20 protein-coding genes and 4 pseudogenes are annotated in these 16,273 nt (G+C 71.1%); 13 read left to right on the top strand and 11 right to left on the bottom strand.

All coding sequences use genetic code 11. The features are described 5' to 3' along the window. The first annotated feature begins 16 nt into the window (after window positions 1–16). The gene (locus F8274_RS10450) at window positions 17–790 is read left to right on the top strand and encodes a hypothetical protein (protein WP_151462090.1); all 774 of its coding nucleotides are present in this window, start codon (window positions 17–19) and stop codon (window positions 788–790) included. Here the strand turns inward: F8274_RS10450 and F8274_RS10455 are convergent. Next, the gene (locus tag F8274_RS10455; protein ID WP_151462091.1) at window positions 782–1,567 is read right to left on the bottom strand and encodes a DinB family protein; all 786 of its coding nucleotides are present in this window, start codon (window positions 1,565–1,567) and stop codon (window positions 782–784) included. The two genes, F8274_RS10450 and F8274_RS10455, sit on opposite strands and share 9 nt — an antisense overlap. Window positions 1,568–1,704: 137 nt before the next feature. On the opposite strand from F8274_RS10455, the gene F8274_RS10460 reads away from it, so the two are divergent. Together F8274_RS10460 and F8274_RS10465 are read left to right on the top strand one after the other, a co-directional pair. Beyond that, window positions 1,705–2,670 carry a phosphotransferase enzyme family protein gene (locus tag F8274_RS10460; protein ID WP_151462092.1) on the top strand — a complete coding sequence of 322 codons (966 nt, stop codon included), beginning with the start codon at window positions 1,705–1,707 and terminating at the stop codon, window positions 2,668–2,670. 142 nt (window positions 2,671–2,812) lie between these two features. Continuing rightward, complete coding sequence (locus F8274_RS10465; RefSeq protein WP_151462093.1) at window positions 2,813–3,574, top strand: hypothetical protein; 762 nt, start codon at window positions 2,813–2,815, stop codon at window positions 3,572–3,574. Window positions 3,575–3,598: 24 nt separating this feature from the next. On the opposite strand, the gene F8274_RS10470 is transcribed toward F8274_RS10465, so the two are convergent. The 4 genes from F8274_RS10470 to F8274_RS31205 all read right to left on the bottom strand — a co-directional run bounded on the left by F8274_RS10470 (window position 3,599) and on the right by F8274_RS31205 (window position 5,541). After that, window positions 3,599–4,051 (bottom strand): hypothetical protein, encoded by a 453-nt coding sequence (locus F8274_RS10470; protein ID WP_151462094.1) that lies wholly within the window; start codon window positions 4,049–4,051, stop codon window positions 3,599–3,601. 45 nt (window positions 4,052–4,096) lie between these two features. After that, window positions 4,097–4,591, bottom strand: a complete 495-nt coding sequence (locus F8274_RS32600) for a HEAT repeat domain-containing protein (protein ID WP_370518217.1) — start codon at window positions 4,589–4,591, stop codon at window positions 4,097–4,099. A gap of 321 nt (window positions 4,592–4,912) precedes the next feature. After that, window positions 4,913–5,371 carry an ArsI/CadI family heavy metal resistance metalloenzyme gene (locus tag F8274_RS10480; RefSeq protein WP_151462096.1) on the bottom strand — a complete coding sequence of 153 codons (459 nt, stop codon included), beginning with the start codon at window positions 5,369–5,371 and terminating at the stop codon, window positions 4,913–4,915. 20 nt (window positions 5,372–5,391) lie between these two features. Then, complete coding sequence (locus F8274_RS31205; RefSeq protein ID WP_192579779.1) at window positions 5,392–5,541, bottom strand: hypothetical protein; 150 nt, start codon at window positions 5,539–5,541, stop codon at window positions 5,392–5,394. A gap of 77 nt (window positions 5,542–5,618) precedes the next feature. Here F8274_RS31205 and F8274_RS10485 point away from each other — a divergent pair, with 77 nt between their 5' ends. The 4 genes and pseudogenes from F8274_RS10485 (at window position 5,619) to F8274_RS10500 (ending at window position 7,648) form a co-directional block, all read left to right on the top strand. Beyond that, the gene (locus F8274_RS10485) at window positions 5,619–5,987 is read left to right on the top strand and encodes a helix-turn-helix transcriptional regulator (RefSeq protein WP_151462097.1); all 369 of its coding nucleotides are present in this window, start codon (window positions 5,619–5,621) and stop codon (window positions 5,985–5,987) included. Further along, a pseudogene (locus tag F8274_RS10490) lies at window positions 5,984–6,691 on the top strand (aquaporin); the annotation flags it as partial. The gene F8274_RS10485 and the pseudogene F8274_RS10490, both read left to right, overlap by 4 nt. 20 nt (window positions 6,692–6,711) lie before the next feature. After that, window positions 6,712–7,227 (top strand): GNAT family N-acetyltransferase, encoded by a 516-nt coding sequence (locus tag F8274_RS10495; RefSeq protein WP_151462099.1) that lies wholly within the window; start codon window positions 6,712–6,714, stop codon window positions 7,225–7,227. A gap of 13 nt (window positions 7,228–7,240) precedes the next feature. Beyond that, entirely contained in the window at window positions 7,241–7,648 is a 408-nt protein-coding gene (locus tag F8274_RS10500) for an arsenate reductase ArsC (RefSeq protein ID WP_151462100.1), read from the top strand. Between the two features lie 240 nt (window positions 7,649–7,888). Here the strand turns inward: F8274_RS10500 and F8274_RS10505 are convergent, their stop codons facing one another. Continuing rightward, on the bottom strand, window positions 7,889–8,125 hold the full coding sequence (locus F8274_RS10505; RefSeq protein WP_151462101.1) for a hypothetical protein: 237 nt from the start codon (window positions 8,123–8,125) through the stop codon (window positions 7,889–7,891). Between the two features lie 1,456 nt (window positions 8,126–9,581). Here F8274_RS10505 and F8274_RS10510 point away from each other — a divergent pair. Then, complete coding sequence (locus F8274_RS10510; protein ID WP_151462102.1) at window positions 9,582–10,184, top strand: hypothetical protein; 603 nt, start codon at window positions 9,582–9,584, stop codon at window positions 10,182–10,184. Between the two features lie 375 nt (window positions 10,185–10,559). Here the strand turns inward: F8274_RS10510 and F8274_RS10515 are convergent, their stop codons facing one another. Further along, the gene (locus F8274_RS10515) at window positions 10,560–11,123 is read right to left on the bottom strand and encodes a hypothetical protein (protein ID WP_151462103.1); all 564 of its coding nucleotides are present in this window, start codon (window positions 11,121–11,123) and stop codon (window positions 10,560–10,562) included. Window positions 11,124–11,155: 32 nt separating this feature from the next. Between F8274_RS10515 and F8274_RS10520 the strand changes: the two genes are divergently transcribed. Continuing rightward, window positions 11,156–11,449: a tyrosine-type recombinase/integrase gene (locus F8274_RS10520; RefSeq protein WP_225853712.1), complete on the top strand. Its 294-nt coding sequence runs from the start codon at window positions 11,156–11,158 to the stop codon at window positions 11,447–11,449. 20 nt (window positions 11,450–11,469) lie between these two features. On the opposite strand, the gene ychF is transcribed toward F8274_RS10520, so the two are convergent. The 3 genes from ychF to F8274_RS10535 are packed head-to-tail and all read right to left on the bottom strand — an operon-like array spanning window position 11,470 to window position 13,872. Next, window positions 11,470–12,555 (bottom strand): redox-regulated ATPase YchF, encoded by a 1,086-nt coding sequence (ychF, locus tag F8274_RS10525; protein ID WP_151462104.1) that lies wholly within the window; start codon window positions 12,553–12,555, stop codon window positions 11,470–11,472. A gap of 36 nt (window positions 12,556–12,591) precedes the next feature. Next, window positions 12,592–13,338 carry a peptidase E gene (locus tag F8274_RS10530; protein WP_151462105.1) on the bottom strand — a complete coding sequence of 249 codons (747 nt, stop codon included), beginning with the start codon at window positions 13,336–13,338 and terminating at the stop codon, window positions 12,592–12,594. Between the two features lie 30 nt (window positions 13,339–13,368). Continuing rightward, the gene (locus F8274_RS10535) at window positions 13,369–13,872 is read right to left on the bottom strand and encodes a MarR family winged helix-turn-helix transcriptional regulator (protein ID WP_151462106.1); all 504 of its coding nucleotides are present in this window, start codon (window positions 13,870–13,872) and stop codon (window positions 13,369–13,371) included. A gap of 95 nt (window positions 13,873–13,967) precedes the next feature. On the opposite strand from F8274_RS10535, the pseudogene F8274_RS31865 reads away from it, so the two are divergent. Further along, window positions 13,968–14,267: pseudogene (locus F8274_RS31865) on the top strand (EamA family transporter); the annotation flags it as partial. A 166-nt stretch (window positions 14,268–14,433) separates the two neighbouring features. After that, window positions 14,434–14,742: pseudogene (locus tag F8274_RS31870) on the top strand (EamA family transporter); the annotation flags it as partial. 158 nt (window positions 14,743–14,900) lie between these two features. Here F8274_RS31870 and F8274_RS31875 read toward each other — a convergent pair. Further along, window positions 14,901–15,365, bottom strand: a complete 465-nt coding sequence (locus tag F8274_RS31875) for a hypothetical protein (protein WP_225853713.1) — start codon at window positions 15,363–15,365, stop codon at window positions 14,901–14,903. A gap of 174 nt (window positions 15,366–15,539) precedes the next feature. Between F8274_RS31875 and F8274_RS10545 the strand changes: the two genes are divergently transcribed. Both F8274_RS10545 and F8274_RS10550 read left to right on the top strand, forming a co-directional pair. Next, window positions 15,540–16,049, top strand: coding sequence for a SigE family RNA polymerase sigma factor (locus tag F8274_RS10545; RefSeq protein ID WP_151462107.1), 510 nt, complete (start codon window positions 15,540–15,542; stop codon window positions 16,047–16,049). Continuing rightward, a pseudogene (locus F8274_RS10550) lies at window positions 16,046–16,273 on the top strand (hypothetical protein); the annotation flags it as partial. The gene F8274_RS10545 and the pseudogene F8274_RS10550, both read left to right, overlap by 4 nt.

The following is a 16,273-nucleotide window of genomic DNA, read 5'->3' on the forward strand; positions in this document are numbered from 1 at the left end:
GGCGGGAGAGCAGCCGGTGCCGTTCGCGCCGCAGCCGCCGGTGCCGTGGGCGCCGCCGCCCGGCCCGCGCAACCGCACCCTCGTCGTCGCCGCCGTCATCGTGGGTGTGGTGCTGCTGGTGGGCTGCCTCGGCCTGACCGGCGGCGTGCTCCTGCTGCGCTCCGCGACGACCACCACCTCCGGACCGGCCCGGGAGGCGCCCCCGGCGCCCACCACCGACCACAGCCCCGGCGCGACCGCCGAACCGGAGGCCAGTGAGGAGCCGGTGCAGCAGGGGCCCGAGGCCAGCGCGTACCCGGCCGAGGAGATCTCCGACCTGAACCGGGTGTGCGACGACGGGGTCTTCTACCCGCAGTCGCCGAAACGCGCCGGCAAGGCGCCGCACCCGGTCGTGCTGCTCATCGGGAACGGCTCGGGCCTGCGCTACCAGAACGGCACCTACTACTTCTCGCAGGGCCTGTCGAAGAAGGTGGAGCAGACCTGGGCGCCGGAGTCACCCACGAAGGTGCAGATGGTCGCCTGCCTGGACCGGGTCAGCACCGGCACGACGATCCGCCGCTGCAAGTACGACGACCCGAAGCCGCTGACCTTGACGCTGCTGCGGGCGAGCTGGCGACTTCGGGTGTACGAGGTGTCGACGGGCCGCAAGCTGCTCGAGAAGGCCATGACCGGCGACGACCAGGCATGCCCGTACGTGGTCCTGGCCGGCCCGGACAAGAAGATCTACGCCGAGGTCAGCGACCGGGCCGCCGTGGCCGCGCTCCGCAAGCTGGTGAACGGGTCAGCCTGAACCCGCCCCGCGTGCCTCCAGCGCGTCCAGGTCACGCTCCGCGTAGAGCCGGTGCTCCCACTCCTCGTTGAGGACGACCAGCAGGCACTCCCGGACCGGGTAGCTGCGAGGTCGCGGCCAGCCCGGGCCCTCCACCGGCTCGGTGTGGCCGTCCAGCGACTCGTGGGTCAGCCCCTCGATGACCTGGCGCACGGTGGACATCCGGTCGCGGCGCAGCGCGAGCACCGTGTCGAGCGAGGGTCGCGCGCCCCGGTCGCGCGGCACACCCGGCGTGTCCGGCATCTCGTCCCACGGCAGGCCCAGCGGATCCCACGGCGACGGGTCGCCGAGCATCGCCCGCCCGACCCAGGAGTCGGTCGCGAAGACCAGGTGCCGCAACGTCTCGATGAACGACCACTCACCGTCGACCGACTCGTGCAGCAGCGCGGGCCGCAGCCGGCGGGCCCGGTCGACGGTCGCGCCCCAGAGCCGCTCCAGGATGTCCCACGCCTCGCGGAAGCCGGCCGGATCGGTCGGGCGCATCCTGGCCCGGTCCGGGTGCCGCCGGTCCAGCTCCGCCTGGATCAGCGGCCCGACGTCGACGCCGTTGATCGTCAGGTTCTCGATCTCGCCGTGGATGTCGACGCCGACCAGCTCGACCCCCCGCATGGCGACCCCGCTCAGGTCGACGCCACGGAACCGGGCGCCGGACAGGTCGACGGCGCGGAGCTCGGCGCCGCTGAGGTCGACGTGCTCGAACCGGGAGCCCCGCAGATCGGCGTCGGTGAATTCAGCCACGCCAGCAGGCTAACCGCGACGCCCGACACTTCGCGTCCCGCAGAACGCGGCGGCGCACGCACCACGGTCCCGGCGCTGGCCCGATCGGCGGGCGAAATGGCCTTGCCGGCCGGTCGAGCGGCTGCGACGCTCCGGACGTGCTCGACAAGCCGGACGTCGACGAGCGGTTGCTGGCGGCCGAGGTGGCCGCCGCCTGGGGCGTGGACATCGCCGACCTCGTCTTCATGCCCGTCGGACTCGACGGGAACGCGTGGGCGTACCGGGTGGACACGTCCGACGGCGAGCGCTACTTCCTGAAGCTGCGCCGCGGCGAGTACACCCCCGCCGCCGTCCTGCTGCCCGGTCTCCTCCGCGCGCACGGCGTCCGGCAGGTCGTCGCGCCGATCGACCTGCCGGACGGCGGGGCCGGCCACGGCTTCGGAAACCACCGGCTGCTGCTCTACCCGTTCCACGACGGCGGCAGCCTGTGGGGCCGCGGCCTCACCGAAAGCCAGTGGATCGAGTACGGCGAGTTCCTGGGTCGGCTGCACGCGGTCACGCCGAGCGCCGACCTCGCCGCCGTCCTGCCCGTCGAGACCTGGCGATCGAGCGCCGGCGAGCGGCTACGGGCCCTCGGCGAGCGGGCCGCGGCGAGCCAGGTTCTCGGCGCCTTCTGGGACCGGTACGGCGCCGCGCTGCGGCGGTTGTCCGCGACGGTCGACGACCTCGCCTCCCGCGTGACGCACGGTCGACACGTCGTGTGCCACGCCGACATCCACCCCGGCAATCTGATCGCCGACGGGGACGGTCCGCTGCACGTCGTGGACTGGGATGCGCCGATCCTCGCACCGCGCGAGCGGGACCTGATGTTCGTCTTCAGCCAGGACTTCGGCGACCACCCGATCGACGCGCACCGCGCCGAACTCTTCCGCCGAGGCTACGGGCCGCTGGAGCCGGACCAGACCCTGCTGAGCTACTACCGCAGCGAACGGCACCTCGACGATGTCGCCGTCTTCCTGGAGAGCATCCTCAACTCCGAGGCCAGCGCGGAATCCCGCGCGAACGACCTGCACTGGCTCACCCGCATCGCCGAGACCGTCGCCGACCCCGGCTACGCGCCCTGACCCGCACCCCATCAGACGGCGAGGGGGCCGGGAGCAGCCACAGTTCGAGCACGATCCCGCGTCCGGGACAACGCCGACCGGTCCGGACAGGAGAGTCTGACGGAAAGGGCAGAACGGGGGCAGGGACGTGGAAAAGTACACCGTGCACATCGACGAGCAGCCGGGCGCCTTTGGTGGGGCGACCCTCGACGCGCTCCGGCGTTCCGTCGGGACGCGGCCCCGGCGATGGCTGATCACAATCACTCTGCTGCTGGGCCTGCTGGCCGCCGTGGCGATGGCCACGGCAGGGCAACCCGAGGACCGCACCTTTGCCACCCTCTCGGACATGGTGCAGAGCCTGATGTCGGTGACGGTGCCGTTCCTCGGCGTCCTGCTGGCTCACGACCTGCGCCGGGCACCCCGCACCACCCGGCCGGCACCGACCCTGCTGGCGGCGACGCTCCTGGCCGCCGCCGTCGGACTCTTCGGCGTCCTGGTGTGCGCCGCAGCTCTCGCGCTGGCATCGTCGGGCACCGCCCCGGCCCCCTGGCGCCACGCCGCAACCATCGCGCTGGGCGGCGTGCTCGTGCAGATCGTCGCCCAACTGGTGGGGACCGGGCTCGGCTTGCTACTGCGGCCCGCTGTCCTCGCATGCCTCGCCACCATCGTGCTGCCGCTGGGCCTCTGGGCCGTGCTGGGCGGGATCGACGTCCTCCAGCCCGCGCAGGCCTTCACCCCCTACGCCACGGTCCGGAACCTGCTCTCGGGCCGGATGAGCGCAGCGAACTGGGCCCAGTGGCTCGTCGTACTCCTGATCTGGGGTGTCGGTCTGAACATCGTCGGCCTGGCCCGGCTGAAGCGGCGGAAGCCGGACGGCGAGACCACACCGGACGGCACCGCGCACGATCCCGCTCCGGCGGTGTGACGGGCGTCCGCCCAGGCGGTGCGTCTAGCGGGTGGGTGAGACACCGGGCGACGACTCCGGGCAGGTGTCGAGGAGCGGCTGCCAGGTGTTGGTTAGCTCCGCCGTGGCCGATGCCCGCCCATCGGCGACCGCGACGAGGGCATCGGCTGCCCGGTTCAGAGCTGCTTCCAGCTCCCGGCTACTCGCGCGGGCGGCGACCGGACGAAGGTCACGAGCCCACGCCTGAAAGTAGGCCACCTTCGCCGCGCTTGCGGCGCCTGGCTTCCCGTTGCCCGCGTAGTCCGCTTGCACCGCCTGCACATAGGCGAGCCGCTCCGGAGAATCGCCGTTCGAGTAACGGTCGAAGACCGTGCGGAAGTCGCTACAGACCTGCGCTGTGTTGTCGACCGGGTCCGGGGCACCCACGGATGATGTGCCGCACCCGGCGGGGATCAACCCGAGAACCACGACAGCAGGCGTCACAAGCCAGCGGCGCATCGCCCACCCTCTCCAAGATCGGGCACAGACTAGCCGACGCCGGGGTCAGGACGGCCTCGGGCAGGAAGACGCTTCGCCTAACCGCCCAAGCGACCACTCCGCAGCAAGACGAACCTGCTCATGAGGATCGCCAAGCGCAGCCCGGAGCAGAGGTTGAACCGAGGTGTCACCAGCGACACCGAGCGCGGTGGCGAGAACACTGCGCACGTGAGGCGTGGGCTCCCTTTCCCAGTAGGTCAAGAGCGCCGGGAGGATGCGCCGAATGAGACGACCTGGAGGGGGCTGCATCCGGCCATATCCCAGGGCCTTGGTAATTGCGTCACCAGCGGAGCCGCGGACGGCCCGGTTGTCATCCTCAAGGGCCTCCAGCAACTCGGGCAGAGCCGACCTCGCGGCACGGAAACCAAGCAGGTCGCACAGCAACTGGCGCGTCAAAGGACGTTCAGCAACTCTGAGCGCCTGAGCAAGGACACGAACGGGAGCCTGACGTCGAAGTCTGTCAACAACAGGACGTCGATCGGCGGTTTCGCACTCCAGCATGTGGATGACATCCGCCGATGTCAGGTCAAAGTCCACCACGCCTCGGCCACCTGATTCTCAAGTGCTGGGTACGTCCTGATGCTGCACGGCCCAAGGGGCGGCCGGCGCGCGCCCAGGCCGGTTTCAGACGTTGAAGCGGAACATAGAGCGGCATTTCCGTGACCTCCGGCAACGCTGCCAGTGCAGTGCTCGGGGCGCAATCTCGGTCCTCGTCGCCTCGCGCTGGTGACCGACGTTTCACACCGTCTTGTGCCCCCGTTGTGCCCCCAGTACCGCGCGCCCGCCTTCTGGATCGAGGACGGGCGCGCGAGGGCGTAACGATCAGCAGCAGCTCGCGGCCGCCCCGCTGGTGGCCGGCTCCTTCTCGGCGGCCGGGGTGCAGCAGGCACTCTCGGTGGCCTTCTGGAGCCGCCCGGAGTCGGCCTTGACGGTGTAGACCTCCCACGGCTCGTTGCCGGGGCCGCGCACCCAGACCTTGTCCTGGAGTGCGTAGCAGCACTCGGTGTCGTTCTCCTCCAGGGTGATGAGGCCGGAGTCCGTGAGGCGCTTGGTCGCGGCGTTGACCTCGTCGGCGCTGAACACCTCGACGCCCAGGTGGTCCATCACGGTGGGCTGGTCGGCCTCACCCTCTAGGAGCACGAGCTTCAGCGGCGGATTCTCGACGGCGAAGTTGGCGTAGCCGGGGCGACGCTTGGCCGGCTCGACGTTGAACAGCTTCGAGTAGAAGGCCACGGAGCCTTCGAGGTCGGACACGCGCAGGGCGAGCTGGACACGGGACATGGTCATTCCTCCTGACAGGTTCAGCGGACGATGTAGGTGAGAGCGGCGATGCGGTTGCGCTCGTAGCGGGCGTCGGCGCGGCATGCCGCGGTGCACACCTGGCCGCAGGGCTCGCAGAACGTGACGCCCTGGTTCCGCGTGGTACGACGCTGCCGGAACAGCTTGATCATGGCTTCGCCCTTGCCTAGATGTTCTTCGAAGCAAGACCTACGTTGCACCCTGTTTTGAGTTCTGTCAAGCTAGAGGCATGTCGAAACAAGAGCTGCCGGTGGTGGACCTCAACGCGGTCGCCTGCTGCTCCCCCATCGCGGTCCGCCCGATGGACCCCGAGCAGGCTGCGGTGGTCGCGCCGCTGTTCAAGGCCCTGGGTGACCCGGTCCGGCTGCGGCTGATGTCGATGATCGCCTCGGTACCGGAGATGTGCGTCTGCGACCTGACCCCGGCGTTCGACCTGTCCGGGCCGACCATCTCCCACCACCTCAAGGTGCTGCGCGAGGCTGGCCTGGTCGACTCGGAGCGGCGCGGCACCTGGGTCTGGTACCGGGTCAAGCCGGAAGCGTTTCGCCAGCTCGGGGCTCTGCTGGACATCTCGGCCGCTCCGGCCGCCGCCGCGTGAGCCTCGCCCTGCCCCGGCGGGCCTCGGCGGAGTTCGCCGGCACCGCCCTCCTGGTCGCCGCCGTGGTCGGCTCCGGCATCGCCGCCGCCCGGCTCTCCCCCACCGACGTCGGCCTGCAACTGCTGGAAAACGCGATCGCTACGGCCCTCGCGCTGGGCGCGCTGATCCTGACCTTCGGGCCGGTATCCGGCGCGCACTTCAACCCCGTCGTCTCCGGCGTCGACTGGTGGCTCGGTCGTCGCTCCGGCACCGGCCTGACCGGCCGCGACCTCGCCGCCTACACCGCCGCCCAGACCGGCGGAGCCATCACCGGGGCTGTCCTGGCCGATCTGATGTTCGGCCTCCCGGCTGTTGCCTGGTCCCGCACCGGCAGGACCGGGGGGAACCTGTGGCTGGCTGAGGTGGTCGCCACCGCCGGCCTGGTCGTCCTGGTCTTCGCCCTCGCCCGCTCCGGCCGCACCGCCGCCGCCCCCGCCGCCGTGGGCGCCTACATCGGCGCGGCCTACTGGTTCACCTCGTCGACCTCGTTCGCCAACCCTGCCGTCACCATCGGCCGGGCTTTCACCGACACCTTCGCCGGCATCGCCCCCACCTCGGTGCCCGGCTTCGTCGCCGCCCAGCTCGTCGGCGGCGTGGTCGCCGTCGCCGCCCTCGCCGCCTGGTACCCGCACGCCGCCGACACCGCCGACGCCGTGGTCGTGCCGCAGCTTGCCGAGGAGAAGCGATGACCGCTCCCGCCCCGACCAGCGGCGTCACCATCACCGCAATGGGCGAGCAGCACGCTGACGCCGTGCTGGACATCTACCGGCTCGGTATCGCTACGGGCCACGCCACCTTCGAAACCGAGCCGCCCACCTGGGAGCAGTTCGCGTCGACCCGGCTGCCTGACCACCGCTGGGTGGCCGTCGACGCCACCGGCCGCGTCCTCGGTTGGGTCGCCTGCTCCGCTGTCTCCGACCGGTGCGTCTACGCCGGGGTGGTGGAGCACTCCGTCTACGTCCACCCCGACGCCCGCGGCTTGGGAGTCGGTCGACTCCTGCTCGACGCCCTGATCGCCTCCACGGAGCAGGCCGGCATCTGGACCATCCAGTCCGGCGTGTTCCCCGACAACACCGCCAGCCTGGCCCTGCACACCGCCTGCGGCTTCCGCACCGTCGGCACCCGCGAACGCATCGGCCGCCACCACGGCACCTGGCGCGACGTCACCCTCATCGAACGCCGCAGCCCCACCATCACCTGACAGGAACCCACCGATGAGCGACAAGCCCACCGTCCTGTTCGTCTGCGTCCACAACGCCGGCCGCTCCCAAATGGCCGCCGGCTGGCTACGCCACCTCGCCGGCGACACCATCGAAGTCCGCTCCGCAGGCTCCGAACCCGCCGACCAAATCAACCCCGTCGCCGTCGAGGCCATGCGCGAAGTCGGCATCGACATCACCGACCAGACCCCGGCCCGACTCACCTGGGACACCGCCGAAGCCAGCGACGTCATCATCACCATGGGCTGCGGCGACGCCTGCCCCGTCTTCCCCGGCAAACGCTACGAAGACTGGAAACTCACCGACCCCGCCGGCCAACCCATCGACGTCGTCCGCCAAGTCCGCGACGACATCAAGAGCAGGGTTACCGCGCTCCTCGCCGACCTGGCGGCCCAGGGCTGAACGTCGTCAGACGTTCTGGCGGAACTAAGAGCTGCTGTCCCGCCATCAGCGAAACAACCCTCAGCGCCTGCTCATGCGGTGTCTCAGCCTGCCAGCCGTTCGCGGCTGGTTAACGACGTTGACAGCGTCGTGTGCCCCACGCTCGTCGTTGCTTGTTGCTGTTCAGCACAAGGTCGTCAAAAATCTAAGCCATGCCGACGTTCTAGGGGAGGGAATCGGACTTCCTAGCGGCCTAGTGACTCACCCGCGCTCCCTCCGATGTTCGAGAAGGTGCTCCAGGTCGTCGACCTCGCCATCCCCGGGTCGCGGAAGGATGTTCTTCCGAGACCCGTCGGTGCGGTACCCCTGCTCAACCAGGGGCTTCGCGCAACCATCTGAGTAATGTGCCTTGTGGCTCCCCGCACGACGCTGCATGATCCAGAAGACGATGCCCCAACCAACGAAAATGACCAGCCCCACCGCGATCAACCACTGCATCCATCCCACCACTGGACCCCCTCGCGTTGCCACCGGCTATGCCCAGTCACAGGGTAGATCCGGCAGTAGCCGTTCCGTCACACAGAGACGCTAGTCTCTTTCTATGGATCTGGCGCTTCGCTCGTCACGGGCAGCCGAATCCCTGACCAAGTGGCTCAGGCCCCTCGCCTTCACTGACTGGTCAGCACCACGAGTGACCGCGGCACTGATGAGAGGCGTCGTGGACTGGGGCGTTGCACACGGTTGGCGCGTCCGACGGGAAGTACCGAGCATCGCGGGCCTGCCCGGTTCCCATCCAGATCGGCCCGGCTACCTCGACGTTGTCTGTGAGCGCCTAGGAGCCCCACCGATCGCCGTCGAGATCGACAGATCCGACAAGCAGTGGTCGTCGCGCAAACTGCTTTGCGAAGCCGACGCGGGAGCTGTCGCAGTCTGGGTTCGTTGGGGTAGCCCTCGAACCTGGATCGTGCCCCATCCGGTCGCCCTGGTCGACATCTCCACCACCCGCCGCCGCGTCGCCGGCCGTCTCCTTTATTCCCGCGCCGAGGGAGACGCGGCCGTTGCTGCGGCGGCACCCGAACCACCTGCGGCTTCCCACTGCCGCGCAACCACCCGCAGCGGCGAGCCATGTCCCATCAACCCGCGCCCGTCGGGGCTGTGCCACGTCCACGATCCCGCAGTGCAGTGCGGTGCCCGGAAGAAGAATGGCCAGCGCTGCGGTAATGCCACTGGTGGAGGTCTCTGCAACATTCACAAGAACAGTCCTGCCTTTGACAGACACAGCCACCCTGCTTTAACCGGCGGCAGCAGCCCGGAGCGGTGTTGCCATCCCGTCTGCCGTCGACCCGCCCTCCTGGGAGCGGGCCGCCGCCCGCCCCGCCATGTCAAGGCGGCCTTGACGCACGGACGGACGCTGGCGGGTCGGGCGGTGGTGTGCTCGGCTCGCCCGGGTCGTCGGCTGGCGGGATGGTTTGCGCAACCACCCACGGACCGCAACTCGCCGACGGGCTTGCAGCCATCTCGGAGCCCGAGCGCCCCCGCCGGAGGCGCAGTAGCCGCAACCCCGCGATCGCCGCCAGCTCGCCTACGCGGCCGGCGTGCGCTCCCCTACGCCGCGCGGGCTCGTGGCCGCGCGGCCCGGCCGGCTGCCGGCCCACTCCTCACCAATCAACGGTCCTGTCGTTCTGCGGCGGCCCACCGGGCTTCCCGCCCTCCGCGCCAGCCGCCGGGCGTCAGGCGTGACGGCCGCAGAGCGACAGCGGCAGCGGCCGGCGCGCGCCCAGGCGGCGGCGCGTGCGGCCCGTTACGGGCCGCCTTGGAGACGTACAGAAATTTAAACAACCTCGCCGGCAGCCGGCTGCCCAGTCTCGGGGCCTGCGTGACAGATCGGTATCGGGACCTGCGTGACAAGCGTTCCGCAGAGTCTCCGGGAATGACGGTGGCTAACGTGTCGGGCATGACGGACCTCGAAGACGTGATCAGAGCGCTCTTCCGGCCACCTGGTTCGGAGTCCGTGCCTCGCGCTGGCTCTGTCGACCGGCTTGACAACGGGACCTTCCATGTCGACTACCACGATTCTGACCACGTCTACCTCGTGACGGTTCGCCAGGTCCCGCGAATCCGGTTGCCACTTGCGCGCCCGGTGCTCGTGGGTCGGGTCGCTGGGGTGCGCGCAGAACTTGTTCAGGTGAGCGTGGCCAACCACATCGAGGTGAGGCTCGACGCTGAGCCCGGCCCACCTCGGGAGACAGCGCTCAGACACTATCTGGCCTCGTATCAGCAGTGGGAGGAGCGAGCCGAGCACGGCGCCCCGCCGCCGCCGTGGCCCGCCGAACAGTTCAAGAGGATCTCTCTCGCGGTCTCCGATGATGTCGGCACGCCCTATCGCCTGATCTCCGGTCAGCTTGGAGGCATGGGGACTGAGTGGGCGCTGCACTGGGGGTTTCGGCCACCACCGCCAGCGACGGCGCGTCGCCTGACACTCGACTTCACGTCTCCGGACGGGGCGCCGGCGAAGATCGACCTACCGCTGCCTCACGCCGAGACGAAGACCTCGTAACAGAACCGCAAGATCGCCTAGCGCGGTGTAAACCGGGTCCTGAGATCGATCTGTCACGCAGGTCCTGAGACTCGACATCGCCGACAGCCGGCCGGTCGTACACCTGTACGAGTAGGCTGCCCTGGTGGAGGTACACGGGCGCTGGTGGAACGGGTCTTGGGGCCGCATGGCCCAGCGTGACATCTGACTGCTCTCCGACGGCCGGCTCTGGCGAGTCCGCGGCCGCATCGGCGGCGACGAAGGGCAAGAGGTGTCGTACGACTTCCGCGACGAAGCATCTGCCCGGTCGATGGTCGACCGGATGATGAAGACCTCGGCCGGCACGTGGCGGGACCTCACGGAGGCGCTTCGGCAGGAGTCCAACCGCCAGACTCGCTAGGTGAGTGGCCGCTCGATCTGGGATCGAGCCTGCACGAATTTGTTCGGTGAAAAAGCTGACGAGCCGAGTTGGGTCACCATGCCGATGGTGCGGTTGTCTGCCCATGCACAGACGTGGACCTTGACGTCCTGGGTCTCACCCTTGCCGCAGCGAGCCTCGCCGCCCATCGGCCCTGGTCGGATGGGCTGGATATCGGACAGTTTCGGCAGAGCGGCGAAGATCTTGTCCAGGCTTCCCTTGGGATCCGTGACCTTGCCGGACACCCCGCTGACAAGGATGGTGGTGCTGTTATCGAGGAGGGCGTAGGCGGCGCCGACCTCGCTGGTTGCCTCACCGTCGAGGAACGGCTTGAAGGTGTCTGTGTTGTGCTGGGCCTGATCGCGCAACGTCCCGCTTGTCGACTCCGGCCAGCCGCTGAGCAGCTTCTCCGGCTTAACGACACGTATCGCCGCAGCTGGAGACGGCGACGCTGTGCGTGGCCGCGACGCCTCTTCCGCAGTGTTTGCCGCTCCCGAGCAGCCGCCCGCCATCATGAGGGCCGCGAGGGCCAGCGCGCCCACACCCGCCGCGCGCCCTGCCGCACCTACTTGCCGTGCCCTCGCCAGCGCCACGTCCTCGTCTCACGTTCGGCGCGGCCGTCCGGAAAGCCGGCCTGCCGGACAGCATCACGACCCACGACCTGCGCCACCACTACGCCTCGGTCCTGCTGATGCAGGGCGAGTCGGTCATCACGGTCGCCGAACGGCTGGGGCACGAGAACGCGACCCTGGTCCTGTCAACGTACGGGCACCTGATGCCGGACTCGGAGGAGCGCACCCGTCGGGCGGTCGATGAGGCGTGGGGTTGTGCCCCCGGTGTGCCCCAGAGCGAGGGCACACTCTTCTGACCTGCGGGAACGCGCCGGATTCAGACGTTGAAGCGGAACTCCACCACGTCGCCGTCCTGCATGACGTACTCCTTGCCCTCGATCCGGACCTTGCCGGCGGCCTTCGCCGCCGCCATCGATCCGGCCTCGACCAGGTCGGCGTAGGAGACCACCTCGGCCTTGATGAAGCCGCGCTGGAAGTCGCTGTGGATGACCCCGGCGGCCTCCGGCGCGGTGGCGCCGACCGGGACGGTCCAGGCCCGCGCCTCCTTCGGGCCGGCCGTCAGGTACGTCTGGAGCCCCAGCGTGCGGAAGCCCACCCGGACGAGCTGGTCCAGCCCCGGCTCGGACTGCCCGATCGACTCCAGCAGCTCGCGGGCCTCCTCCTCGGGCAGGTCCACCAGCTCCGACTCGATCTTGGCGTCCATGAAGACCGCCTCGGCCGGGGCGACCAGGCCGCGCAGCTCGTCGAGGAACTCGGCGTTGCCCAGCTCGGCCTCGTCGACGTTGAAGACGTAGAGGAACGGCTTCGTGGTGAGCAGGTGCAGCTCGCGAAGGTGTTCCAGCTCGATCTTGGCGGCGGCGGCGCCCGCGTACAGGGTGGTGCCGCCGTCGAGGACCTCGACGGCCTTCTTGGCGGCCTCGACGGCGGCGGCCCGGTCCTTGCGGAGCTTGGCCTCCTTCTCCAGCCGGGGCAGCGCCTTCTCCAGCGTCTGGATGTCGGCCAGGATCAGCTCGGTGTTGATCGTCTCGATGTCGTCGGCCGGGGAGACCTTGCCGTCGACGTGCACCACGTTGGGGTCGGAGAAGGCCCGCACGACCTGGCAGATCGCCGAGGCGTCGCGGATGTTGGCCAGGAACGCGTTGCCCCGGCCCTGCCCCTTGGAGGCGCCCCGGACCAGGCCGGCGATGTCGACGAACGAGACCGGCGCCGGCAGCACCTTCTGCGAGGAGAAGATCTCGGCGAGCGTGGCGAGCCGCTCGTCGGGGAGCCCGACCACGCCGACGTTCGGCTCGATGGTGGCGAACGGGTAGTTCGCCGCGAGCACGTCGTTCTTGGTCAGCGCGTTGAACAGGGTGCTCTTGCCCACGTTGGGCAGGCCGACGATGCCGATGGTGAGACTCACGACGAGCCAGCTTACGCGGTTGGCGGCGGGAACCGGTCAGGCGGGCCGGGCGGGCAGCAGCCGGGGCTCGATCCGGGTCTCCCGCACGGTGCCGTCCTCGGCGCGGGCCAGCTCGTACGCGGCCACGCCCTCCCGGTCGGCCACGGCCTCGGCCAGCCGCGTGCCCCGGTAGATCAGCCCGACCCCGTCGTCGGTGCAGTGGCTGGTCGGCAGCGTGCCGTCGGCGACGAGCCGGTGCATGAGCGGCCGGCGCTGGTCCTCGCTGTCGTAGTGCACGCCGTTGCCGTACGGGAGCCAGCCGAGCCCGTCCGTGAAGGGGCGCAGGGTGGGGCCGTAGCTGTCGGTGGCGCCACCGAGGTGCCAGCAGATCGACCCGGCGGAGACCCCGCCCAGCACCACGCCGGCCTCCCAGCACTCGCGCAGGATGTCCGGCAGGCCGTGCGCCCGCCACACCGCGCAGAGGTTGGCCACGCTGCCGCCGCCGACCCAGATGATGTCCTGGCCGAGCAGGTGGGCGCGGATGTCCTCGACGTTGGGCATCGGGTAGAGCGCCAGGTGGGAGGGGCGGAATCGGGTGCCGGCGAACGCGCCGTAGAAGACGGTGAACGAGGTGGGCTGGTCGCCGACCGCCTGGTTGAGGTAGCAGACCCGGGGCGCCTCGCCGGCCTGCGCCAGCTCGGCCATCAGGTCGAAGAGCTGGCTGGGCCGGGCGTCCCACGGGCCGCGGTGCCGGCTGAAGAAACCCATGCTGCTGGCGACGATGGTCGGTTCACTGGCGGGCATGGCCGTCCTTCCGGTCGGTGCTGATGGAGATCATCCTGCCCGATCCGCCTCGACCGCGGCGAGCAGCGTGCGCAGCAGATCGGCGAGCCGGTCCTGGTCAGCGGGGGGCAGCGCGTCGAGGACCCGCCGCTGCACCTCCAGCCCGGCCTCGGCCGACTCCTCGACCACCCGGCGGCCGGCGTCGGTGAGACTGACCCGCAGGGCCCGCCGGTCGGCCGGGTCGGGCGAGCGCCGGACCAGCCCGGCCCGCTCCAACCGGTCGAGCCGGCCGGTCATCCCGCCGGAGGTGAGCATCAGCGCGGCCGCGAGCGCCTTCGGCGCCAGGGTGTACGGCGTGCCGGACCGGCGCAGCGCGGCGAGCACGTCGAAGTCGCCCCGGCCGATGCCCCAGCCGGCGTACACCTTCTCCTGGCGGTCGCCGACCAGCCGGGCCAGCCGGTAGATGCGGCCGAAGACGGCCATCGGCTCGGGCCGCATGCCGGCCCGCTCCCGGCGCCACTGCTCGACGATCAGGTCCACGTCGTCCGTTGCCACGGCTGTCGATTGTGCCCCACCTCGCACTTCCGCTTTCCCTCGGCACTGACTAGCTTAGCGCTAAGCTACTTAGCACCGAGGAAAGGGGATCCGTCGTGACCCGCCGCTGGACCGACATCGCGCTCACCGCCGTCGCCCCGACCGTCTGGGGCACCACCTACCTGGTCACGGCCGAGCTGCTGCCCGCCGGCCGGCCGCTCTGGTCCGGCACGATCCGCGCCCTGCCAGCCGGCCTCCTGCTGCTCGCGCTGACCCGCCGGCTGCCACGCGGCATCTGGTGGGGGCGGGCCGCCCTGCTCGGCGCGCTCAACATCGGCGCGTTCTTCCCACTGCTCTTCGTCGCCGCGTACCGGCTGCCCGGCGGCACCGCGGCCGTGCTCGGGGCCGCCCAGCCACTGCTGGTCGCCGCGCTCACCGTCGCCCTGCTCCGGGACCGACCCGGCCGGCCGGCGCTGCTCGCCCGCGCTGGCCGCCCCGGCCGGGGTCGCCCTCGTGGTGCTGCGGCCCGGCGCCGGCCTCGACCCCCTGGGCGTCGCCGCCGGCCTGGCCGGCACCGCGGCCATGGCCGCCGGCCTGGTGCTCACCCGCCGCTGGGGCCGGCCGCCCGGGGTGGGCACCCTCGCCGCGACCAGCTGGCAGCTCGTCGCCGGCGGCCTGCTGATCGTGCCGGTCGCTGCCGCCGTCGAGGGCGCGCCGCCCGCGCCGGACGGGCCGGCCCTGCTCGGGTACGCGTGGCTCGGGCTGGTCGGCACCGCGCTGGCGTACGCGCTGTGGTTCCGGGGCGCGGCCCGGCTGCCGGTGACCCGGGTGTCGGTGCTCGGCGCGCTCAGCCCGCTGACCGCCGCGACCCTCGGCTGGCTGGCGCTGGGGCAGGCGCTCAACCCGACCCAGCTCGCCGGCTTCGCGGTGGCCGTCGCCGCCATGGTGCTCGGCCAGCTTTCCGGACGGACCACGCCGGGCGAGCGGGGCGGCCAGCCGGCGCTGCCGGGTCAGCTCACCGGGGCGGCCGCGGCCGGTGGAGGCGCCCGTCAGCCGGCGCGCAGGCGGCGCCAGTCGTCGAGCGGGACGTCGGCGGCCACGCCCTCGGGCAGCGCCCCGGACGGCAGTTCCGCCGCCGCCGCGAGCGGCAGGGTGAACCGGTGCGCCGCGGACGGCGCGGCCGCGTGCGACTGGTCCAACAGCCAGCGCACCTCGTCGACCGTCCAGCCCAGCCCGGCCCGGCCGGCGAGCTCCCGGACCAGCCGCAGGCCGACCCGCGTGTCGTCGTCGTAGAAGCGCATGCACCAGTGGTGGGCCCACATGCCGAGCGCGCGCAGCCCGGGCGCGTCGAGGGAGCTGACCAACCGGCCGCACGCGGTGTCGGCGAAGGCCCGCCCCGGGTCGTCGGCCCGGTCCCGCTCGATCGCCCCGTACGCGGCCGGGGCCACCACCCGCATCCGGTCGTAGAAGCCCTGCACCACCGCCGCGTCCAGCCGTGCCCGCCCCGACCGCATCAGCGGACACCCCGCCCGGCCACGCTCGCCATGCCCCGCACCTTTTCTTGAGTTGGTGGCGCGACGGTACCGACCACTACCGACACTTTCGTCGCCGGAATCCGTTGCCACGCCAGGGATAGCTGGCGTGAGCTGGGGCGTCTGTATTGGTGACGACGACGAGCGGGAGGGTGGGTGGACGAGGACGACCGGGCCCGGCTGGCCGAGTTCGTGACCAGCCGCACGCCGGCGCTGATGCGCGTCGCGTACCTGCTCACCGGCGACCGGCACGCGGCCGAGGACCTGTTCCAGTCGGCGCTGGCCAAGACCATCCCGAGGTGGCGGACGCTGCGGCACGCCGACCCGGAGGGCTACCTCCGCACGGTCATGTACCGGGAGCAGGTGAGCTGGTGGCGGCGGCTGCGGCGACGCCGGGAGACGGCGCTCACCGGGGCCGCCGAGGCGGTCCAGCCGGACCCCAGCGGCGGCATCGACGTACGCCTGGCGATGCGGGCGGCGCTGCGGCTGCTGCCGCCGGCCCAGCGCACGGTGCTGGTCCTGCGCTACTACGAGGACCTCACCGAGACCCAGGTCGCCGAGGCGCTGGGCTGCACGGTCGGCACGGTGCGCAGCCGGACCCACCGGGCGGTGACACGGCTGCGCCAGCTCATGCCGGACGTCGAACTCCTGGAGGTACGGCGGTGACCACGCCCTTCGAGGACCTCATCCGCACCACCCTCTCCGACCTTGCCGAGGAGGCACCCAGAGTGCAGGACCAGTTGACCCCGGCGGAGCGCCGGTTCCGGAACCGCCGGCGGACCACGGTGACGCTCGGCGCGGCGGGCGTGGTGGCCGCCGTGCTGATCGGCGCGCCGATCGCGCTGGCGGCCGGCGGCGCGGACGCTCCCCGCCCCGCCGCGCCGTCGGCG

It is taken from the genome of Micromonospora sp. AMSO31t, assembly GCF_008868175.1.
Taxonomy (GTDB): Bacteria; Actinomycetota; Actinomycetes; order Mycobacteriales; family Micromonosporaceae; genus Micromonospora.